Below are 19,744 nucleotides of genomic sequence, written 5' to 3' on the forward strand. Positions count from 1 at the left end.
TCAAGTAAAGGATGGCCACCATGGAGTCGGCAGAGATCGCCCGCCGCTTCCTGCGCTTCTTCGAGGAGCGTGGGCACAAGGTCGTGCCCTCGGCCAGCCTGATCGCTGAGGACCCGACGCTTCTCCTGGTCAACGCGGGTATGGTGCCGTTCAAGCCGTACTTCCTGGGGCAGCGCAAGCCTCCGGCGCCACGGCTGGCCACCGCGCAGAAGTGCGTGCGCACCCCCGACATCGACGAGGTGGGCAAGACCACCCGGCACGCGACGTTCTTCCAGATGCTGGGCAACTTCTCCGTCGGCGACTACTTCAAGGCCGAAGTGATCCCGTTCGCGTGGGAGCTGCTGACGAAGTCCGAGTCCGACGGCGGCTTCGGCTTCCCCGAGGACAAGCTGTGGGCGACGGTCTACCTGGAGGACGACGAGGCCTTCGACCTCTGGCGCAACAAGGTCGGCCTGCCCGAGCACCGCATCCAGCGCCGCGGCCTGGAGGACAACTACTGGCACATGGGCGTGCCGGGCCCTGGCGGCCCCTGCTCGGAGATCTACTACGACCGCGGCCCCGAATACGGCAAGGAGGGCGGGCCCGTCGCCGACGAGGACCGCTACCTCGAAGTCTGGAACCTGGTGTTCATGCAGTACCAGCTGAGCCAGGTCCGCTCCAAGGTCGACTTCGACGTCTCCGGCGAGCTGCCGAGCAAGAACATCGACACCGGCATGGGTCTGGAGCGCATGGCGGCGATCCTGCAGGGCGTCGACAACATCTACGAGATCGACACCACGTACAAGATCCTCGATCGGGCGGCCGAGCTCACCAAGACGCGCTACGGCCGCGACGCGCGTTCCGACGTCAGCCTGCGCGTCGTCGCCGACCACGTGCGCACCGGCACCATGCTGGTCGCCGACGGCGTCATGCCCGGTAACGAGGGCCGCGGCTACGTGCTGCGCCGCATCCTGCGCCGCTCGATCCGCAACCTGCGCCTGCTCGGCTCGGGGGACCAGCGCTACATGCACGAGCTGACCGACGTGGCGATCAACGTCATGGGCGAGCAGTATCCCGAGCTCAAGACCGACGCGCCGCAGATCCACGCGGTCGTCGACGCCGAGGAGGCGAGCTTCCTCGGCACGCTCCGCACCGGCACCGCGATCTTCGACGTGGCGGTCGAGGAGACCAAGCGCAAGTCCGGCACCTCGATCAGCGGCGACCAGGCGTTCCAGCTGCACGACACCTACGGCTTCCCGATCGACCTGACCCTGGAGATGGCGGCCGAGCACGGCCTCAAGGTCGACGAAGAGGGCTTCCGCCGCCTCATGAAGGAGCAGCGGCAGCGGGCCAAGGCCGACGCGGCGGCGAAGAAGACCGGCAACGCCGACATCTCCGTCTTCGGGCAGCTGCTGGAGGCGGGCGGCAAGGTCGAGTTCCTCGGCTACGACCAGACCGAGGCCGACACCAGCGTGGTCGGCATCCTCGTGGACGGCGTGTCCGTCCCGGCGGCGGGTGCGGGCGCCACGGTCGAGGTCGTGCTCCAGCGCACCCCGTTCTACGCCGAGGGCGGCGGCCAGCTCGCCGACCAGGGCGTGATCCGCACCGGCGGGGCCGAGGTCGAGATCACCGACGTGCAGTCGCCGCTGGCCGGGCTCGTCGTGCACCGCGGCAAGATCCGCGCCGGTGAGCTCAAGGTCGGCGACGAGGCGCAGGCGGAGATCGACCTGGAGCGCCGCCGCGCGATCTCGCGCAGCCACAGCGCCACCCACCTCGTCCACCGCGGCTTCAAGAACGCGCTCGGCGAGACGGCGGCGCAGGCCGGCTCGGAGAACTCGCCCGGCCGCTTCCGCTTCGACTTCACCGCGGCGGGCGCGGTTCCGCCCAGCGTGCTGCGTGACGTCGAGGACGAGGTCAACGCGGTGCTCATCAACGACCTCAAGGTCAACGCCTTCTACACCTCGCAGGCGGAGGCCAGGGCGATGGGCGCGCTGGCGATGTTCGGCGAGAAGTACGGCGACGAGGTCCGCGTGGTCGAGATCGGCGACTACTCGCGCGAGCTGTGCGGCGGCACCCACGTCCACAGCTCCGGCCAGCTCGGCCTGGTCAAGGTGCTGGGCGAGCAGTCCGTCGGCGCGGGCGTGCGCCGCGTCGAGGCGCTCGTCGGCATCGACGCCTTCCGCTTCCTGGCCCGCGAGAGCGTGCTGGTCGCGCAGCTCACCGAGCAGCTCAAGGCGCGCAGGGAAGAGCTGCCCGAGCGCATCGAGGGCATCGTCACCCGGCTGCGCACCGCGGAGAAGGAGCTGGAGAAGGTCCGCTCGGCGCAGGTGCTCCAGGTCGCGGGCGACCTGACGGCCCAGGCTCGTGACCTGCACGGAGTCTCCGTCGTGACGCACCGCGCGCCTGATGGCACCGGTGCCGATGACCTGCGTAAGCTCGCGCTTGATGTGCGTGGCAGGTTCCCGGCCGACAGGCCGGCGGTCGTCGTGATCGCCGGTGCCCCCTCCGACCGGCCGGTGGTGGTTGCCACGGTCAACGAGGCGGGGCGCGAGCTGGGGCTCAAGGCCGGACGGCTGGTCGGCGTCGCCGCCAAGGCTCTTGGGGGTGGCGGTGGCGGCAAGGACGATGTCGCGCAAGGCGGCGGCACGCGACCGGAGGCGATCGGCGACGCGCTGCGCCTGGTCGAAGAGGCGATTTCTGGGCAGCTCGGCTGACATGAGGTTCGGTGCACGGATCGGCGTGGACGTCGGCTCCGTACGTATCGGCGTGGCCCGCAGCGACCCCTCGGGGATGCTGGCCACGCCGGTGGAGACTGTCAGACGAGGCAAGGGCGACCTCGCCCGCATCGCCGCGATCGTCGCCGAGCATGAGGCGATCGAGGTTGTGGTGGGGTTGCCCACCTCGCTGTCGGGGCGCGAAGGACAGGCGGCCGGGCTCGCCCGCGAGTTCGCCGTCAAGCTCGCGGCCCGGCTGGCGCCCACGCCTGTGCGGCTGTTCGACGAGCGGCTGACCACGGTCACGGCGCAGCAGGGCCTGCGGGCCAGCGGCGTACGCGCCAAGAAGCAGCGCGGCGTCGTCGATCAGGCGGCGGCCGTGGTGCTGCTGCAGGACGCGCTCGACTCCGAGCGCGCCACGGAAAGACCACCAGGCAGGCCCGTCGAACCGCCATCCGCGGCCGACGGACCTGCCTCATGAACGGCCGCACTCCGGCCGTCCGGCCCACCACGACCCATCCGCCCGCCCGGTTGCCCGCCCATGCGTGCGGGCACACCGCGCCGGTGAGGGGAGACCGCGGCTCCGGCGTGGCGCTTCATCCGCCAGGGGCGGCGGGCCCCTGCCGCCCGCTCACGGCCGCACCCGCGCCGGGGACGGCCTGCCGCCCGTCCAGGAGGGGCGGGCTCGCGTCCGGGGTTACGAGGTTCTTGCCGGGAGGATGTGATCCCGGTCCGGCTCCGGCGCGTACTACAGGTGTGCCCGAGGTGTCGGATGCAGGTCTGGGAACGACGGTCGCCGGTGAGGTGATCGCGTGAACAGGACGCCTGAGAACGAGGACGACGCCGACGACGTGATCCCGTTCCAGCCCGCCGACAGCCCGGCCGAAGGGCCGGAACCGCGGGCGGAGCAGAACGATCCCGAACTTCGGGATCCGCAGGACGGTCCTGAACTTCGGGACCCGCAGGACGATCCCGTGCTTTCGGGCGCGCAGGACGGTCCTGAACTTCGGGACCCACAGGACGATCCCGAGCCTCCGGACACGCCGGACGATCCCGAGCGCCGGACCGGGCCGAGCGGCCCTGAGTCCTCCGGCGGGCAGGGCGGCCCCGGGCATCCGGCCGGGCGGAGCGGCCCCGAGCATGCAGCCGGGCTGGGCGATCCCGGGCGCCGGGGCGGACGAGGTGACTCTGCGGCCTCTGCCGGGTTGGACAGTCCTGAGCCTGGGCGGGACGGCTCCTGGGCCGCCGGCGGGCGGGACGAACCCGGCCCTGAAGCCGGGGACGAGGAGCCCGCTGGGCGGCGGGGGCAGGCGATGCGGAAGGTGGGTCTGCTGTCCGCCGGGCTGCTGGCGGGCGTGCTGGCCGTCGGGCTCGGCGCGATCGTGATGCTCAAGCCGTACCTCAGCCCCGACGACTTCGAGGGGACGGGCAACGGCGCCGTGACGGTGCGCATCCCGCCCGGCTCCAGCGCGGCCGACATCGGCTCTGCGCTGGCCGACGCCGGGGTGGTGGCCAGCGTGCAGTCGTTCGTGAACGTGACGGAGGACCGCGCGATGAGCGACCGGCTGCGGCCGGGACACTACCGCCTGCGCAAGGGCATGGCGGCGACGGCGGCGCTCGACCTGCTCCTCGCCCCCGCTTCCAGGATCGTGCGGCGGGTGACCGTGCCCGAGGGCATGCGGGTGTCGGAGGTGCTGACCCGGGTGGCCAAGCTGGCCGGGCTGCCGATCGAGGCGCTGCGCGGTGTGGACAAGGACCTCGTCGGGCTCCCCGAGTACGCTCACGGGCTCGAAGGCTTCCTCTTCCCCGCCACGTACGAGATCGAGCCGGGCGACACGGCCGTGGACGTGCTGGCCGCGATGGCCGAGCGGTTCGCCGCCGCGGCCAGGCACGTGGGCCTGGAGGAGCAGGCCGCGAAGGTGAACCTCACCCCGCTGCAGGTCGTCACGGTGGCCAGCATGATCCAGGCGGAGGGCGGGACGGACGAGGATTACCCGAAGATCTCCAGGGTGATCTACAACCGGCTGGAGAAGGGCACCCCGCTGGAGATCGACAGCACCGTGCTGTACGCCCAGAACCGGCGAACACTGAAGGTCACGGAGAGTGACACCAAGGTGAACTCTCCCTATAACACGTACCGCCACAAGGGACTGCCGCCGGGGCCCATCGCCAATCCGGGCGAGAAGGCGCTGATGGCAGCCCTGAACCCTGCCGAAGGTGATTGGCACTGGTTTGTCACCACGGATCCGGGCCATAGAATCACCAAATTCACCAACAAAGAGAGCGAGTTCGTGAGATACCGGGAAGAGTTGAACAAGAACCTCGGGACGAGCTGATGTTCGCCAGGGCCGCCGCTCTCTCCGCGCAAAAGCCCCAAAACGGGGCAAGCGCCCTCTTTCCGTCCCTTAGCATGGCTACCCAGAGTGATCTCCGCCGTACGTGGCAGCACATACGGCGGATCCCCCAGTTTCGCTCGGTGACTCCAGCCGGTTGGGCAGTTCCGCTTGACGCCCGGCAGGCAGTACCGGGAGATTGGCCAGCGCACCTATGAACGATCTCGACCTGAACACTCTGCTCGGCCCCGAGGACGACGAAGGCTCCGGCAGGCGCGGAGGCCGCGGGGCCGGCAGACGCGGCCGCAGGCGCCGCCGTCGCCGCAACAGGGGCGGATTCGTCGCGCCGCTGCTCGCCTTCTTCGTCCTGGCGGGCATCATCGGCGGCGGAGGCTACTACGGCTACCTGTGGCTCAGCGACGCCCTCGTGCCCGACGACTACACCGGTCAGGGCAGCGGTGAGGTCATCATCGAGATCAAGAGCGGCCAGAGCGCGTCCGAGGTGGCCACGGAGCTGGAGCGGCAGGGGGTCGTCGCCAGCGCCAGGGCGTTCACCAACGCCATCGCCAACGCCGGGATGAGCGACAAGCTGCAGCCGGGCGAGTACAAGATGGCCAAGAAGATGTCGGCCGCCGCCGCGGTGCAGCGGCTCGGCTCGGACAACCGGCTGCTCGCCAAGGTGACGATCAAGGAAGGGCTGCGGCTGTCCGACACCCTCTCCACCCTCGCGAAGGAGACCGGCAAGCCGGTCAAGGAGTTCACCGCCGCGGCGAAGAGCACCAAGGACCTGGACCTGCCGTCCTACGCGAAGGGCAGGCTCGAGGGGTACGCCTTCCCGGCCACGTACGAGTTCCAGCCCAAGACCACGCCGAAGCAGATGCTGACGGCGATGGTCGACCGGTTCAACCAGACGGCCGAGCAGATGGACATCGAGGGCGGCGCCAAGGCCCTCGGCCGCACGCCGCACGAGATCGTCGTCATCGCCAGCATCGTGCAGGCCGAAGCGGGCCGGCAGGAGGACATGGCGAAGATCGCGCGCGTCATCTACAACCGGCTTGAGCTCAACCCGCCGATGAAGCTGCAGATGGACAGCACGGTGATGTACGCGCTCAAGAAGTACCGCACCACCGCCACCTTCGCCGAGACGAAGATCAAGCACCCGTACAACACGTACGCGAACCTGGGCCTGCCGCCGGGAGCCATCACCAACCCCGGCGACCACGCCATCGAGGCGGCGCTCAACCCGGCCAAGGGAACGTGGCGCTACTTCGTCGCCACCGACCCCAAGAGCAACGTCACCAGGTTCGCCACCACGGAGGCGGAGTTCAACGAGCTGCTCGCGGAGTTCAAGCGCAACGGCGGCTGACCGAACGCGACGACGGCGAGGTCAAGCGCGACGGCGGCTGACCGAACGCGACGACGGCGAGTTCAAGCGCGACGGCGGCTGACCCGCACGCTCGCCGCGGAAGCTCATCGCCCACGGCCGCCCGGACGACTCCGGGCGGCCGTGCGCGTTTCCCGGGCCGCCGTGGCGATAGGGTCGTCCTGTTCGGAAGGAGTGGGGGATGCGGGCTGCGGTGATGGGGTCACCCATCGGCCATTCGCTCTCGCCGTACCTGCACCGGGCCGCCTACCAGGCGATGGGGCTCGGCGGGTGGAGCTACGAGGCGTTCGAGTGCGACGAGGCGCGGCTGCCTGAGCTGCTGGCGGGGCTCGGGCCCGTGCGCGGCCAGGCCGGCGCCGGCGAGGACGCCTGGGCCGGGCTGTCGCTGACGATGCCGCTCAAGCGGGCCGTGCTGCCTCTGCTCGACTCCGTCTCCGAGACGGCCGTCGAGGTCGGCGGGGCCAACACCGTGATCTTCCAGAACGGGCGGCGCCACGGCGACAACACCGACGTCTACGGCATCGAGCGGGCCCTGGCCGAGGCGGGGGTGCCCGCGCCCCGGTCGGCGACCGTGCTGGGCGGCGGGGCCACGGCCGCCTCGGCGCTGGCGGCGCTGCGCAACCTCGGGCTCCACGCGGCGACCCTGCTGGTGCGCGATCCCGCGCGGGCGGGGGAGACGGCCGCGGTGGCCGAGCGGCTGGGCGTGGCGCTGGCGGTGGAGACGTTCGACAAGCTCGACGCGCGCACGGGGGTGGACCTGGTGGTCTCCACGCTGCCGGGCGGCGCGGCCGACGTCTTCGCGGGCCGGCTGGCGCGCGTACCGGCCCTGTTCGACGTGGTCTACTCGCCGTGGCCGACCGGCGCCGCGGCGGCGGTCCAGGCGGCGGGCGGCACCGTGATCGGCGGCTTCGAGATGCTGCTGCACCAGGCGGTGCGGCAGGTGCGGCTGATGACGGGCATCGCGGACGTGCCGGTCGAGGCGATGCGCGCCGCGGGGCAGTCCGAGATCCTCCGCCGCACGGCCGCCCAGGCACGCTGAACCGGCACCCGCACGCGCGGGATCGGATGCGCCCGGTCGGGGCTCGGGCAGGCGGCGGCGGGATGAATCGAGAACGATTCGGTGTTGTGGTAATGTAGCTCTCTGATCGGTCCGGCATGCCTTGCTGGACGCGCAAGCGGAGGTCTCCCTCCCACCTGAGTCACCGCGAGGTGGCCGGGTCCAGGATCACGCCGGACTACTCCGGGGAGCTCAAGGCCACGAAGCCACAGAGCTCAGTGGCCCCGCATGCGCGACGTGCGGGGCTTTTCGCGTTCTGCGAGCGCGTTGAGCTCCCGTCACGACGAGCACGTAGGGATCGCAAACCTAGGAGGCCCCATCAGCACTGAGCCCCGCATCAACGAGCGTATCCGAGTTCCCGAGGTTCGCCTCGTGGGCCCGAACGGCGAGCAGGTCGGCATCGTCTCCATCCATGACGCGCTGAAGCTCGCCCAGGAGGCCGACCTCGACCTTGTCGAGGTCGCGGCCACGGCTCGACCGCCCGTGTGCAAGCTCATGGACTACGGCAAGTTCAAGTACGAGTCCGCGATGAAGGCGCGCGAGGCGCGCAAGAATCAGGCGCACACGATCATCAAGGAGATCAAGCTCCGGCCGAAGATCGACCCGCACGACTACGAGACCAAGAAGGGTCACGTGGTGCGGTTCCTCAAGGCGGGGGACAAGGTCAAAGTCACGATCATGTTCCGCGGACGTGAGCAGTCCCGGCCGGAGCTCGGCTTCCGGCTGCTGCAGCGGCTGGCGGACGACGTCCAGGAGCTGGGGTTCGTCGAGTCCCACGCCAAGCAGGACGGCCGTAACATGATCATGGTGATCGGTCCGCACAAGAAGAAGGCCGAGGCGAAGGCGGAAAAGGCCGCAGCCAAGGCACAGCGTGGCGGCGAGGAGCCTTCCCCACCGGAAGAGTGACCCGCAGTTGGGGTTAGCCTTACAGCACCCCAGCAGCCACCGGGCAGACGAAGACGCCACGACCGGGCCGGCCAGCACCGGCCCGGCCACCGGCACGACCGAAACGAGGAGAGACGGCGACATGCCGAAGATGAAGACGCACAGCGGTGCGAAGAAGCGGTTCCGGGTCACCGGCACCGGCAAGATCAAGCGTCGCCGTGCGAACCGCGCGCACTACAACGAGTGGAAGTCGTCCACGCTGACGCGCCGTCTCAAGAACGAGGTCGTCCTTTCCGACGCCGACTCCAAGAAGATCAAGAAGCTGCTCGCCAAGTAGCGCGAACCCCCGGGGAGATACAACATGGCACGCGTGAAGCGGGCGCTCAACGCCAAGAAGAAGCGCAAGGTCGTCCTCGAGAGGGCGAGCGGTTACCGTGGCCAGCGGTCGCGGCTGTACCGCAAGGCCAAGGAGCAGATGCTCCACTCGATGACGTACGCCTACCGGGACCGCAAGGACCGCAAGGGCACCTTCCGTCGTCTGTGGATCCAGCGCATCAACGCCGCGGCTCGACAGAACGGCATGACCTACAACCGCCTGATCCAGGGTCTGCGTCTGGCGAACATCGAGGTCGACCGTAAGATCCTCGCTGACCTCGCGGTCAACGACAGCCAGACCTTCGCCACGCTCGTCGAGGCCGCCAAGAAGGCCCTTCCGGCCAACGTGAACGCTCCGGCCGCGAGCTGAGGCAATTGTTCTGAGGGGCCCACCGATGACGGTGGGCCCTTTGTTGTTCAAGGGCTGTCATCCGTACGGCCGTTGCTCGCACGACTGGGGGATGTGGATGGGCGGGTCCGAGCTGACCAACGTGAGGTCACCGCGGGTGAAGGCCGCCAGGCGGCTCACCAAGCGGGCCTTCAGGGAGCAGGACAGGAAGTTCCTGGCCGAGGGGCCGCAGGCGGTACGCGAGGCACTCAAGCTCGACGGCGTGACGCTGGAACTGTTCAGCACGGCGGAGGCGGAGCTGCGCCATCCCGAGCTCATCACCCAGGCCACGCTGCAGGGCGTCCCCGTGCACCGGGCCAGCGGCGAGGTCATGTCGGAGCTGTCCCAGACCGTGACGCCGCAGGGCCTCGTGGCCGTCTGCGGGCTCGTGCACGTGCCGCTGGAGCAGGCCGTGAGCGGGCAGCCGCGGCTGGTCGCGGTGCTCGCGCACGTGCGCGACCCGGGCAACGCCGGGACCGTCATGCGGGCGGCCGACGCCGCCGGGGCCGACGCGGTGGTGCTCACGGACGCGTCCGTGGATCCGTACAACGGCAAGTGCGTCCGCGCCAGCGCCGGTAGCCTGTTCCATCTTCCCGTCACCATCGGTGCACCGGTCGGCGCCGCCGTGCGTCAACTAAGGGAGCGGGGCCTGCGCGTGCTGGCGGCCGACGGCGCGGGCAAGCACACGCTCGATGATGTCGATCTCGCGGGACCCACCGCGTGGATCTTCGGCAACGAGGCATGGGGGCTACCGGAGGAGATACTCGCCGAGGCGGACGATGTGGTCAGAGTGCCCATCTACGGACAGGCTGAAAGTCTCAACCTGGCCACTGCCGCGGCGGTATGCCTTTACTCCTCGGCCAGGGCGCAGCGAGTGCCCTAGGTGGCTGGAAACCCGCTATTGTCGGCGTTGTAGGCGGAGGAGGCGAGGTCGTGCACGGCGCAGACACCGACGGGCGAGTTGTGGCCGCCGCGTGCACGATAGCCATCGACGACCTTCCTGACGGCCTCATCGTGACCGACCGATATGGGTGCGTGACGGCCGTCAACCGGGCCGCCTCCCGGCTCACCGGCGTCGCCATGGAGCGCGCGGTCGGCAGGCACATGAACGACGTGTTCCCCTTCCGCGACCATGACGGGCGCGACTGGTGGAAGGCGCTCGACCCCGAGGGCGGCCTGCGCATCAGGACGCGGGTGCCCGAGCGTCCGCTGCACCTGCCCGGCGGGCAGGAGCTCTACGTCGCGGCCAGGCTCGTACGCGAGCCGGAGCGCGGCGGCGACGTCGACCGGGTGGCGATCACCCTGCGCGACGGCGGCGCCCGCGCGCGGCTGGAGCGCAGCAGGGCCGACCTGGTCTCCACCGTGGCCCACGAGCTGCGCTCGCCGCTGACCAGCGTCAAGGGGTTCACCGCGACGCTGCTGGCCAAGTGGACCCGCTTCACCGACGAGCAGAAGCGCGTCATGCTGGAGACCGTCAACAACGACGCCGACCGCGTCACCCGGCTCATCACCGAGCTGCTCGACGTCTCCCGCATCGAGTCGGGCCGGCTGGAGGTACGCCGCCAGGTCGTCGATCTGCCCGCCAGGGCACGCCGGCTCATCGCGGGCCGGGTGGCGGCGGGCGACAGCGAGAACCGCTACCGGCTCGTCGTGGGCGAGCACCTGCCGGAGATGTGGCTCGACCAGGACAAGATCGACCAGATCCTGGGTAACCTGGTGGAAAACGCGGTGCGCCACGGACGCGGCATCGTCACCATGGAGATCGAGTCCGTCGAATGGGGAGTTGCCGTGTCGGTGCGCGACGAGGGCGAGGGCATCGAGCCCGAGCTGGCTCCGCGCGTCTTCAGGCAGTTCTGGCGGGGCGGCAACAGCCGCCGCCGCGGCGGCACCGGGCTCGGGCTCTTCATCGTCAAGGGCCTGGTCGAGGCACACGGCGGCACCATCATCGTGCAGCGGGCGCCCGGGGGCGGGGCGGAGTTCCGATTTACCCTGCCCACCGGCACACCCGACTTCGCCGCCGTCTGAGGCGGAATTCGGGCCCGGTGGGCGGCTCCCACTAGACTCATTTCCGCTCAAGCCCTGGATACGGAGCTCACTCTTGTCTGACTACGACCCCGTCGAGGTGACACCGTTGCATGCCGACGAGGTGTCCCGCATGGAGGCCGACGCCATCGAGGCGATCAAGGCCGCCGCCGACCTCGACGCACTCAAGCAGGCCAGGCTGGCGCACGCGGGAGACCGCTCGCCCATCGCCCTGGCCAACCGCGAGATCGGCGCCCTGCCGCCGGCCGCCCGCGCCGAGGCCGGCAAGCGCGTCGGCGGCGCCCGCAAGGCGATCAACGAGGCGCTGGCCGCCCGCCAGGCCGAGCTGGAGGCCGAGCGCGACGCGCGGGTGCTCGTCGAGGAGACCGTCGACGTCTCCCTGCCCTGGGACCGGCGGCCGCGCGGCGCCCGCCACCCGATGACCACGCTGCAGGAGCGCATCGCCGACGCCTTCGTCGCCATGGGCTACGAAGTGGCCGAAGGCCCCGAGCTCGAAGGCGAATGGTTCAACTTCGACGCGCTCAACATCGCCAAGGACCATCCGGCCAGGTCCGACCACGACACGTTCTTCGTCGGCTCCACCGACTCCGGCATGGTGCTGCGCACGCAGACCTCGCCGGTGCAGGTCCGCGCGCTGCTCCAGCGCGAGCTGCCGGTCTACGTGATCTCGCCGGGCAAGACGTTCCGCACCGACGAGCTCGACGCCACCCACACGCCGGTCTTCCACCAGACCGAGGGCCTGGCCGTCGACGAGGGCCTGACGATGGCCCACCTCAAGGGCACGCTCGACCGGTTCGCCGAGGTCATGTTCGGTGAGGGCATCACGACCAGGTTCCGGCCCAACTACTTCCCGTTCACCGAGCCGTCCGCCGAGATGGACCTCAAGTGCTTCGTCTGCCGCGGCGCCTCGGCGATCCCCGGCAACCCGCCCTGCCGCACCTGCAAGTCGGAGGGCTGGATCGAGTGGGGCGGCTGCGGCATGGTCAACCCGCGCGTGCTCATCGCGTGCGGCGTCGACCCGGCGCGCTACTCCGGGTTCGCCTTCGGCATGGGCATCGAGCGGACGCTGATGTTCCGCCACAACGCCGAGGACATGCGTGACATGGTCGAGGGCGACGTTCGCTTCACCCTTCCGTTCGGAATGGAGATCTGATGAAGGTCCCGCTTTCCTGGCTGCGGGAGTATGTCGATCTCCCGGCGGTCACCGCCCACGAGGTGGCCGACAGGCTGACCGCGGCCGGGCTCAAGCTCGAGGCGATCACCTCCCACGGCCACGACGTCAAGAACGTCGTGGCCGGCGAGGTGCTCACGATCGAGGAGCTGACCGGGTTCAAGAAGCCGATCAGGCACTGCACGGTCGAGGTCGGCGAGGCGACCCCGCGCGAGATCGTCTGCGGCGCCACCAACTTCTCCGTCGGCGACCGGGTGCCCGTCGTGCTGCCCGGCGGCGTGCTGCCCGGCGGGTTCGAGGTCGGCGCGCGCAAGACGTACGGGCGCATGTCCGAAGGCATGATCTGCTCCGAGCGTGAGCTCGGGCTGGGCGACGACCACAACGGCATCATGGTGCTGGCCGCGGGCACGCCCATCGGCACCGACGTGGTCGAGCTGCTCGGGCTGCGCGACGACGTGATCGAGCTGGAGATCACGCCCGACATCGGCTACGCCCTGTCGATCAGAGGTGTGGCGCGCGAGGCGGCGACGGCGTTCGGGGTGACCTTCCGCGACCCCGCCGACGTCGAGCTGCCCGCCGAGAGCGGCACGTCGTGGCCGGCCTCCATCGCCGACCCGACGGCGTGCGACCGGTTCGTGCTGCGTGAGGTACGCGGCTTCGACCCGGCCGCCGCCAGCCCGCTGTGGATGCGGGTACGGCTCATGCGCGCCGGGGTGCGTCCCGTGTCGCTGGCCGTCGACGTCACCAACTACCTGATGCTGGAGCTCGGGCAGCCGCTGCACGCGTTCGACCGGGCCAAGCTCCAGGGCGAGATCGTCGTGCGCAGGGCCGCGGCAGGCGAGCGGCTGGAGACGCTCGACCACGTCGTACGCGACCTCGACCCCGACGACATCCTCATCACCGACCAGTCGGGGCCGATCTCGATGGCCGGCACGATGGGCGGCCTGGAGACCGAGATCTCCGACGACTCGACCGACATCGTCATCGAGGCCGCCCACTTCTCCGCGACCGGCATCTCCCGCGAGTCGCGCCGGCACGGGCTGGTGTCGGAGGCGTCCAAGCGGTTCGAACGCGGCGTCGACCGCGAGCTGCCGCTGGTCGCCTCGTGGCGGGCGGTGCGGATGCTGGCCGAGCTGGGCGGCGCGAGCGTCCAGCCCGGCGTCACGCACGCCGAGGTCGAGGTGTCGCCCGCGCGCATCGCGATCCCGTCCGGCTACCCGGGCCGGGTCGCCGGCATGGCCTACTCCCGAGACACCGTGATCGCCCGGCTGGAGCAGGTCGGCTGCGTCGTCACCGGCGGCGACGACCCGGCCGTGCGCCGGGGCGGCGTCGATCCGACCGGCGTGGTGACCGGCGGCGCGCTGGCCGCCAAGCTGGCCGTCACCGGCGACGACATGATCACGGTCACGCCGCCGTCCTGGCGGCCCGACCTCACCGACCCCAACGACCTGGCCGAGGAGGTCATCCGGCTGGAGGGCTACGAGAGCCTTCCGTCGGTGCTGCCCTCCGCCCCGGCCGGCGCCGGGCTCACCGAGGCGCAGCGGCTGCGGCGCCGGGTCGGCCGGGCTCTGGCCGAGGGCGGTCATGTCGAGGTGCTCAGCTACCCGTTCATCAGTCCCGACGACTTCGACCGGCTGCTGCTGCCCGCCGACGACGCCCGCAGGGTGGCCGCGCGGCTGGCCAACCCGCTGTCGGAAGACGAGCCGCTGATGCGCACGACGCTGCTGCCGGGCCTGCTCAAGACCCTCGTCCGCAACGTCGGCCGCGGCTTCACCGACGTGGCCCTGTTCGAGACCGGCTCGGTCTACCGCCCGCGCGCTGGAGCGCCGGGCGTGGCCCCGGTGCTCGGCGTCGAACGCCGACCGACCGCCGAAGAGCTGGCCTCGATCGAGTCGGCGCTGCCCGACCAGCCGCTGCGGGTCGCGGTGGTGCTGGCCGGGGAGTTCGAACGATCCGGCTGGTGGGGCGCGGGCCGCGCCGCCACGTGGGCCGACGCGGTGCAGGCCGCCCGGCTGGTGGCGGCGGAGGCGCGGGTCGAGCTGTCCATCAGCGCCGACCAGCACGAGCCCTGGCACCCCGGCCGGTGCGCCGCCCTCTACGCGGGCGACACGCTGGTCGGTCACGCCGGCGAGCTGCACCCCCGGGTGATCGAGGCCTACGGGCTGCCGCCGCGTACGGTGGCGATGGAGCTGGAGCTGTCGCGGCTCGAGGCGGCCATGCCCGGTCCCGTGCAGGCGCCCTCGGTGTCCGCCTACCCGGTGGCCACCCAGGACGTCGCGCTGATCGTGCCCGACTTCACGCCGGTGGCCGACGTGGAGGCGGCGCTGCGTGACGGGGCCGGGGCGCTGCTGGAGTCGATCCGGCTGTTCGACGTGTACGCCGGGGAGCAGGTGGGCGAGGGGAACAAGTCGCTCGCCTACTCGATGCGCTTCCGCGCGGCCGACCGTACGCTGACGGTCGAGGAGACCACGGCGGCGCGTGACGCGGCGGTGGCGATGGCGGCCGACCGGGTGGGCGCGCACCTGCGCGGCTGAGACCGTCGTTGCGTCGTTGTGAAGGGGCCGGTGCGCCGGCCCCTTCTAGCGGGGGCGGCTCGGGTAGAGCGTGGCGAGGTCGATGTCGAGGTCGAACGGGACCGTGAGCTTGAGCCGGTCGTGATGAACGCCGGTGGCGACGTAGGACCGCGTGGCCGGGTTGAGTTCGTGGACGAAGACGGCAGGCCGGCTGTTGACCTCTTCGATGAGCCAGAAGTGGGGGATCCCCGCCTCGGCGTAGAGGACCGGCTTGCGCCGCCTGTCGCGCAGTTCGGACTCTTTGGAGACTACTTCGACGGCGAGCACGACGTCCGCGGCATCGTAGCAGGTGACGTCGGGATCGTCGGGCGCGCCGGGCCCGACCACGATGAGGTCGGGCTCTGGTCGTTGGCGCGCAGCCAGCTTCACCGTCATCTGTCCTAGGATTTCGTGATCCGCGGGCAGGAAGTGCTTCAGCGCGCTGCGCAACTGGTAGATGACCACCTGATGGAAGCGGCTCTGCGGGGCGGCGAAGACCAGGCTTCCATCGATGAGCTCTGTGTGCGCGGGCAGTTCTGGAAGGTGGTCGAGATCTTCGGCGACGAATCCCCGTGGTGGCGGAGACACCCAGTCGGGGAGCATGGGCGAAGGCGGTGGTGGGTCGGCGATCGTCCGCTCGGCGATCGTCCGCTCAGGAGTCGCGGTCATGGAGCCCACGCTATTCGGCGAGGATCCGTCACGTTGGGTGAACGGGTGAACACGGGTCGGCGCGGGAGGTCGCGGTCATGAGGCAGCTGCTGGTGTTCGCGGAGCGGGACGACGCCGAGGAGGTCGCCGAGACGCTGGGGGAGTGGTTTCCCGAGCTGGGGGTGCCGCGCGTCGTACGGGAGACCCTCGCCGGTGAGGACGACGCCGAGGACGCGCAGTGGCTGGTCGTCGTCGAGGGACTGGATGCCGGCCGCCTGGCCAAGGTCGACGAGCTGATCGAACGGTACGACGGGTGGCGCGAGGCGGAGTGAGCCGTACGGCGGGGTGGCGTGCGGCCGGCTGAGGTGGTGCGACGGTGGTGAGGCCGGGTGAACCGGGCGGTTCGCGATCGGCTGAGTTGTTCGCCGGGTAGCGAACGTCGGCTCCGGCGGTCGCCGGGCACGGCAGAGTGGCCTTATGCGAATCGCCGTCCTCTCCGACATCCATGGTGTGCTGCCCGCGCTGGAGGCCGTGCTGGCCGAGCCCGAGGTGAAGTCCGCCGACCGGATCGTGCTCACCGGTGACCTGGCCGCGGGGCCGATGCCCGTGGAGACCCTCGACCTGCTGACCTCGCTGGGGGAGCGGGCGTCGTGGGTGAGCGGCAACGCCGACCGTGAGCTCGTGGAGGTGGCGGCGGGCAAGGACTGCCCCTACCCGTCGTCGGTCTGGGCGGCGGGTCAGCTCAGCGAGGAGCAGATCGAGTTGCTGGCCGGGCTGCCCGCCCGGCAGGAGATCGAGCTGGGGCGGCTGGGGCGGACGTTGTTCGTGCACGCCACGCCGCGCAGCGACGAGGAGACGATCCTCGTGGACAGCTCGCTGGAGCGATGGGGTGAGGTGCTGGCGGGGGAGAAGGCCGACACCGTGGTGCTGGGCAACACGCACATGCCGTTCGTACGGCTGGCCGATCGGGTGCTGGTGGTCAACCCGGGGTCGGTCGGGATGCCCTACGGGCGCTACGGCGCGCAGTGGGCGCTGCTCGACGGGAAGAGCGGAGCGGTCACCTTGCGGAACACGCCGCTGGACGCGCGGACGGTGCGGGAGCGGCTGCTCGCCGAGAGCGGCTACGAAGGCATCCGGGAGTGGGTGGACGAATACGTCACCAGCACCTATTCCGACGCCGAGGCCCTGACGACGTTCGCCGCGGCCGAGGGCCGGAGGTGAGGCACTGGTGGGGGCGTGCGGGGTCCCGCCTGGGTGATGCTCGGGGGGTGGTGGGACGGGTTGCGAGGACTTGGCCGGGCGGTGCTCCTGGGGCGGTGGGCTGCTGATCGGTGGCTCGCGGGGTGGTGGCTTGCGGGGTGGTGGCTTGTGGGGCGGCGGTCAGGCGGGGGTCTGGGCCGGGTCGGCCGGCGCCTGGTCGGTCGCGGCCTGCCGGCGGGCCTTCTCCGCCAGGGCGTGCTCGTCGGTTCTGGCGTCGTACGCGCGGAATCTGGGCAGGGCGGCGGCCAGCGCGAGGACGGCGGCCACGCACAGCACGCCGCCCGCGCCGAGCGAGAAGCGGGTGCCGCCGAAGTTGGCCATGAGGCCGGCCCGCGCGTTGCCCAGCATCGGCCCGCTGGCGTAGGAGAGCAGCTCGATGCCGGCCAGGCGGCCGCGCAGCTCCGGCGGGATGGTCTGGTTCCACATCGTCATGCGGAAGATGCCGCTGATCATGTCGGCCGCGCCGGCGAAGGCGAGACAGACGAAGATCAGCCAGACGTTCGGAGCCAGGGCGGTCAGGGCCACGGCCACGCCCCAGGCCGCGGCGGCGACGATCACGCCCAGGCCCTGGCGCTGGACGCGGGCCGTCCAGCGGCCGGTGAGCGAGGCGATCAGAGCGCCCACCGCGGCCGCCGAGTAGAGCAGCCCGAGCGCCTCGGGCGCCCTCAGCTCTTCGGCCAGGAACGGATAGAGCGCCGTCGCCATCGCGAACACCATCGCGGCGATGTCCACCAGATAGGTGCCCATCAGGTCCTTACGGCTCACCGCGTAACGGACACCCTCGATCAGCGACCGGATCGAGGCGGGGGCGGCGTCGTCGGCGGGCGGGATGGCCCTGACCCGCCAGAGCAGCACCAGGGAGAGCACGAAGGTCAGCGTGTCCAGGGCGAAGGCGGAGGCGGTGCCCCAGGCCGTCAGCATCAGGCCGCCCAGCGCGGGGGCCACGATGGCGCCGAAGTTCCAGCGCAGGCTCGACAGCACCGCGGCCGCGCTCTGCTGCTCGTGCTTGACCACCTGCTGGATCACCGCCTCCAGACTGGGCCGCTGGAGCGAGCCGACGCCGGTGGCCAGGGCGCCCATCACGTACAGGACCCAGACCTGCGGGTCGGGCAGCATCGCGTTGACCATGAGCGCGGCGGAGGTGACCAGCAATCCCAGCTCACTCAGCCAGATGATCCGGCGGCGATCGAGCGCGTCGGCGATGGCGCCGCCCCACAGGCCGCAGACCACCATCGGCACGAACTCCGCCAGACTCACGAGGCCGACCGCCAGATAGGAGTCCGTCAGCTCCTTCATCTGGTACGGCACCGCGACCATGGAGATCATCGTGCCGAACATCGTGATGACGCCGGACCCGAAGAGCAGCCGGTAGTCGCGCGAATCGCGCAGCGGGCTCAGGTCCAGCGAAAGGTGACGGAGGAGACGTCTGACAGCAGCAAGCACGAGTCTAGATTGTCCGGCCAAGGTGACGCCTGGGGCAAATGAATTCCGGCGCGTGCCGCTTGGGTCCTGGGTGGCGGCTTGTGTGCTGGTGGGGGCATGTCCTCGCGGCAGTCCATCACGTACCAGGTGTGGCGGAACGGGTGCTTCGCGGGATGGTGGGCACTTCGGGAACCGCGGTCAGGTGGCGGGTACTTGGCGAACTGCGGTCGGATGGTGGGCGGTTCCTGAGCTGCGGTCAGGTGGCGGATACCTCGTGAACTGCGGTCAGTTTGTGGGCACGTCGCGAACCGCAGTGCGGGGTGGTCAGACGGCGGGGACCTTGGGGATTTGGGTCAGAAGGTGGCGATGGGGTTGATGGGGCTGCCGGAGGTGCCGACGAAGCGGACCGGTGCGACCGCGAGTTGGAAGTCCCACTGGTCGAGCTCGGCGGCGGTCGCCGCGCAGGCCTCCAGGTCGCAGTTGTCGAGCAGCCACAGACCCATCGCGACGAGGCCGACGGCGTGCACCGGCATCAGCACGTCGTCGTACCCGGACGGCTGAACCTCCTGCGGGGTGTCGGCGCCGATCAGCGCGACCTCGCGCTCCTGGAGCCACGGCAGGCACGACGCGTGCCAGCCGGTCTGGGTGAAACCGGCGGGCGCGGCGGCCTCGTGCCGGGCGCGGCCGTGGCCGGTCCGCAGGAGCACCGCGTCGCCGGAGCGCACCCGTACACCTTGGAGACGTTCGGCCTCCTCGAGATCGTCGGGGAAGACTCCTTCGCCCGGTTCGAGCCACGGCACGCCCCGCACGGCCGCGATGTCCAGCAGGACGCCGCGCGTGACGATCCCGTTCGCCGCCGCCGTGACGGCCGCCCACGCCGATCCCGTCGCGGTGTCGACCAGCGAGTGCGGGCGCCCGTTGTACATGGCGCCGTCCCAGAAGAGGTGGCACGGCGAGTCGATGTGGGTGATCGTGTTGCCGTGGAAGGTAAGGCCGAGCCGTTCGGACGAGAAGCCCCAGCGCCGGTCCTTGTGGAACGCCGCCACCGGCATGTTCTCGGCGCCCGGCATGTCGGCGGCGCACGGGCACGACGTCGTCGACCGCTCCATCTCCTCGGGTACGGCGATCTCCCACGCGCACGACACGCTCCTGCCGTGACGCACGGCCTGTGCCGCCGCCAGCCGGACGTCGTCGGTGATGTGGTTCAGGGTGCCGCGCTCGTCGTCCTCGCCCCATCGGCCCCAGTTCGACAGCGTGTCGAAGTAGCCGAGTACGTCGGCCTGGGTAGGCATCGGTCGCTCTGCCGTCATCTCAGCGTCGACTCCTTCGGTCACGTGGTTCGAGGCGCCGCAGGCAGGATATCCCGATCTTTTCTTCGAGATCCGACTGATCTTGTGCGTCGGGGCTGGAGAGATGGTGTGAGCCGGCCCTGCCATCCGGAATTCAAGCCGTGCCGGGGGAGTTTCTGCTCGGGGTCGGCCGTCCTCTTCGGGTGGCCGTTCGCTTCCGGCTGGCCGTCTTATTCCGGGGGAT

Annotated in this window: 17 protein-coding genes; 14 read left to right on the plus strand and 3 right to left on the minus strand. The window is 70.6% G+C overall.

All coding sequences use genetic code 11. From position 1 onward, the window contains the following. The first annotated feature begins 20 nt into the window (after positions 1-20). From alaS to OIE67_RS11840, 12 genes are all read left to right on the plus strand, one after another. The gene (gene alaS, locus OIE67_RS11785) at positions 21-2,693 is read left to right on the plus strand and encodes an alanine--tRNA ligase (RefSeq protein ID WP_326639447.1); all 2,673 of its coding nucleotides are present in this window, start codon (positions 21-23) and stop codon (positions 2,691-2,693) included. A 1-nt stretch (position 2,694) separates the two neighbouring features. Beyond that, positions 2,695-3,174, plus strand: coding sequence for a Holliday junction resolvase RuvX (ruvX, locus tag OIE67_RS11790; protein WP_106247920.1), 480 nt, complete (start codon positions 2,695-2,697; stop codon positions 3,172-3,174). A gap of 331 nt (positions 3,175-3,505) precedes the next feature. Then, positions 3,506-5,029: an endolytic transglycosylase MltG gene (gene mltG, locus OIE67_RS11795; RefSeq protein ID WP_326639451.1), complete on the plus strand. Its 1,524-nt coding sequence runs from the start codon at positions 3,506-3,508 to the stop codon at positions 5,027-5,029. A 211-nt stretch (positions 5,030-5,240) separates the two neighbouring features. Next, positions 5,241-6,392, plus strand: coding sequence for an endolytic transglycosylase MltG (gene mltG, locus OIE67_RS11800; protein ID WP_326639453.1), 1,152 nt, complete (start codon positions 5,241-5,243; stop codon positions 6,390-6,392). Between the two features lie 199 nt (positions 6,393-6,591). Next, the gene (locus OIE67_RS11805) at positions 6,592-7,449 is read left to right on the plus strand and encodes a shikimate dehydrogenase (RefSeq protein ID WP_326639455.1); all 858 of its coding nucleotides are present in this window, start codon (positions 6,592-6,594) and stop codon (positions 7,447-7,449) included. 246 nt (positions 7,450-7,695) lie between these two features. Next, positions 7,696-8,373 carry a translation initiation factor IF-3 gene (gene infC / locus OIE67_RS11810; protein ID WP_326639456.1) on the plus strand — a complete coding sequence of 226 codons (678 nt, stop codon included), beginning with the start codon at positions 7,696-7,698 and terminating at the stop codon, positions 8,371-8,373. Positions 8,374-8,494: 121 nt separating this feature from the next. Next, complete coding sequence (gene rpmI / locus OIE67_RS11815; RefSeq protein WP_090761693.1) at positions 8,495-8,689, plus strand: 50S ribosomal protein L35; 195 nt, start codon at positions 8,495-8,497, stop codon at positions 8,687-8,689. 24 nt (positions 8,690-8,713) lie between these two features. Further along, entirely contained in the window at positions 8,714-9,097 is a 384-nt protein-coding gene (gene rplT / locus OIE67_RS11820) for a 50S ribosomal protein L20 (RefSeq protein ID WP_090945401.1), read from the plus strand. A gap of 97 nt (positions 9,098-9,194) precedes the next feature. Beyond that, the gene (locus OIE67_RS11825) at positions 9,195-9,998 is read left to right on the plus strand and encodes a TrmH family RNA methyltransferase (protein ID WP_326645315.1); all 804 of its coding nucleotides are present in this window, start codon (positions 9,195-9,197) and stop codon (positions 9,996-9,998) included. 50 nt (positions 9,999-10,048) lie between these two features. Further along, positions 10,049-11,140, plus strand: a complete 1,092-nt coding sequence (locus tag OIE67_RS11830; protein ID WP_326639471.1) for a sensor histidine kinase — start codon at positions 10,049-10,051, stop codon at positions 11,138-11,140. A 130-nt stretch (positions 11,141-11,270) separates the two neighbouring features. Continuing rightward, complete coding sequence (gene pheS / locus OIE67_RS11835) at positions 11,271-12,311, plus strand: phenylalanine--tRNA ligase subunit alpha (RefSeq protein ID WP_245956280.1); 1,041 nt, start codon at positions 11,271-11,273, stop codon at positions 12,309-12,311. Continuing rightward, positions 12,311-14,863, plus strand: a complete 2,553-nt coding sequence (locus OIE67_RS11840; RefSeq protein WP_326639472.1) for a phenylalanine--tRNA ligase subunit beta — start codon at positions 12,311-12,313, stop codon at positions 14,861-14,863. Before pheS ends, OIE67_RS11840 begins: the two co-directional genes overlap by 1 nt. 45 nt (positions 14,864-14,908) lie before the next feature. On the opposite strand, the gene OIE67_RS11845 is transcribed toward OIE67_RS11840, so the two are convergent. Next, positions 14,909-15,550 (minus strand): Uma2 family endonuclease, encoded by a 642-nt coding sequence (locus OIE67_RS11845; protein ID WP_326639474.1) that lies wholly within the window; start codon positions 15,548-15,550, stop codon positions 14,909-14,911. Between the two features lie 77 nt (positions 15,551-15,627). Between OIE67_RS11845 and OIE67_RS11850 the strand changes: the two genes are divergently transcribed. Next, positions 15,628-15,861 (plus strand): hypothetical protein, encoded by a 234-nt coding sequence (locus OIE67_RS11850; protein WP_326639476.1) that lies wholly within the window; start codon positions 15,628-15,630, stop codon positions 15,859-15,861. A gap of 145 nt (positions 15,862-16,006) precedes the next feature. Continuing rightward, the gene (locus OIE67_RS11855) at positions 16,007-16,750 is read left to right on the plus strand and encodes a metallophosphoesterase family protein (protein WP_326639478.1); all 744 of its coding nucleotides are present in this window, start codon (positions 16,007-16,009) and stop codon (positions 16,748-16,750) included. Between the two features lie 159 nt (positions 16,751-16,909). Here OIE67_RS11855 and OIE67_RS11860 read toward each other — a convergent pair whose 3' ends face one another. After that, positions 16,910-18,232 (minus strand): MFS transporter, encoded by a 1,323-nt coding sequence (locus OIE67_RS11860; protein WP_326639480.1) that lies wholly within the window; start codon positions 18,230-18,232, stop codon positions 16,910-16,912. A gap of 332 nt (positions 18,233-18,564) precedes the next feature. Next, entirely contained in the window at positions 18,565-19,521 is a 957-nt protein-coding gene (locus tag OIE67_RS11865; RefSeq protein ID WP_326639482.1) for a cyclase family protein, read from the minus strand. Between the last annotated feature and the right edge of the window lie 223 nt (positions 19,522-19,744).

Source organism: Nonomuraea fuscirosea (genome assembly GCF_035917475.1).
GTDB classification, from domain to species: Bacteria; Actinomycetota; Actinomycetes; order Streptosporangiales; family Streptosporangiaceae; genus Nonomuraea; species Nonomuraea fuscirosea.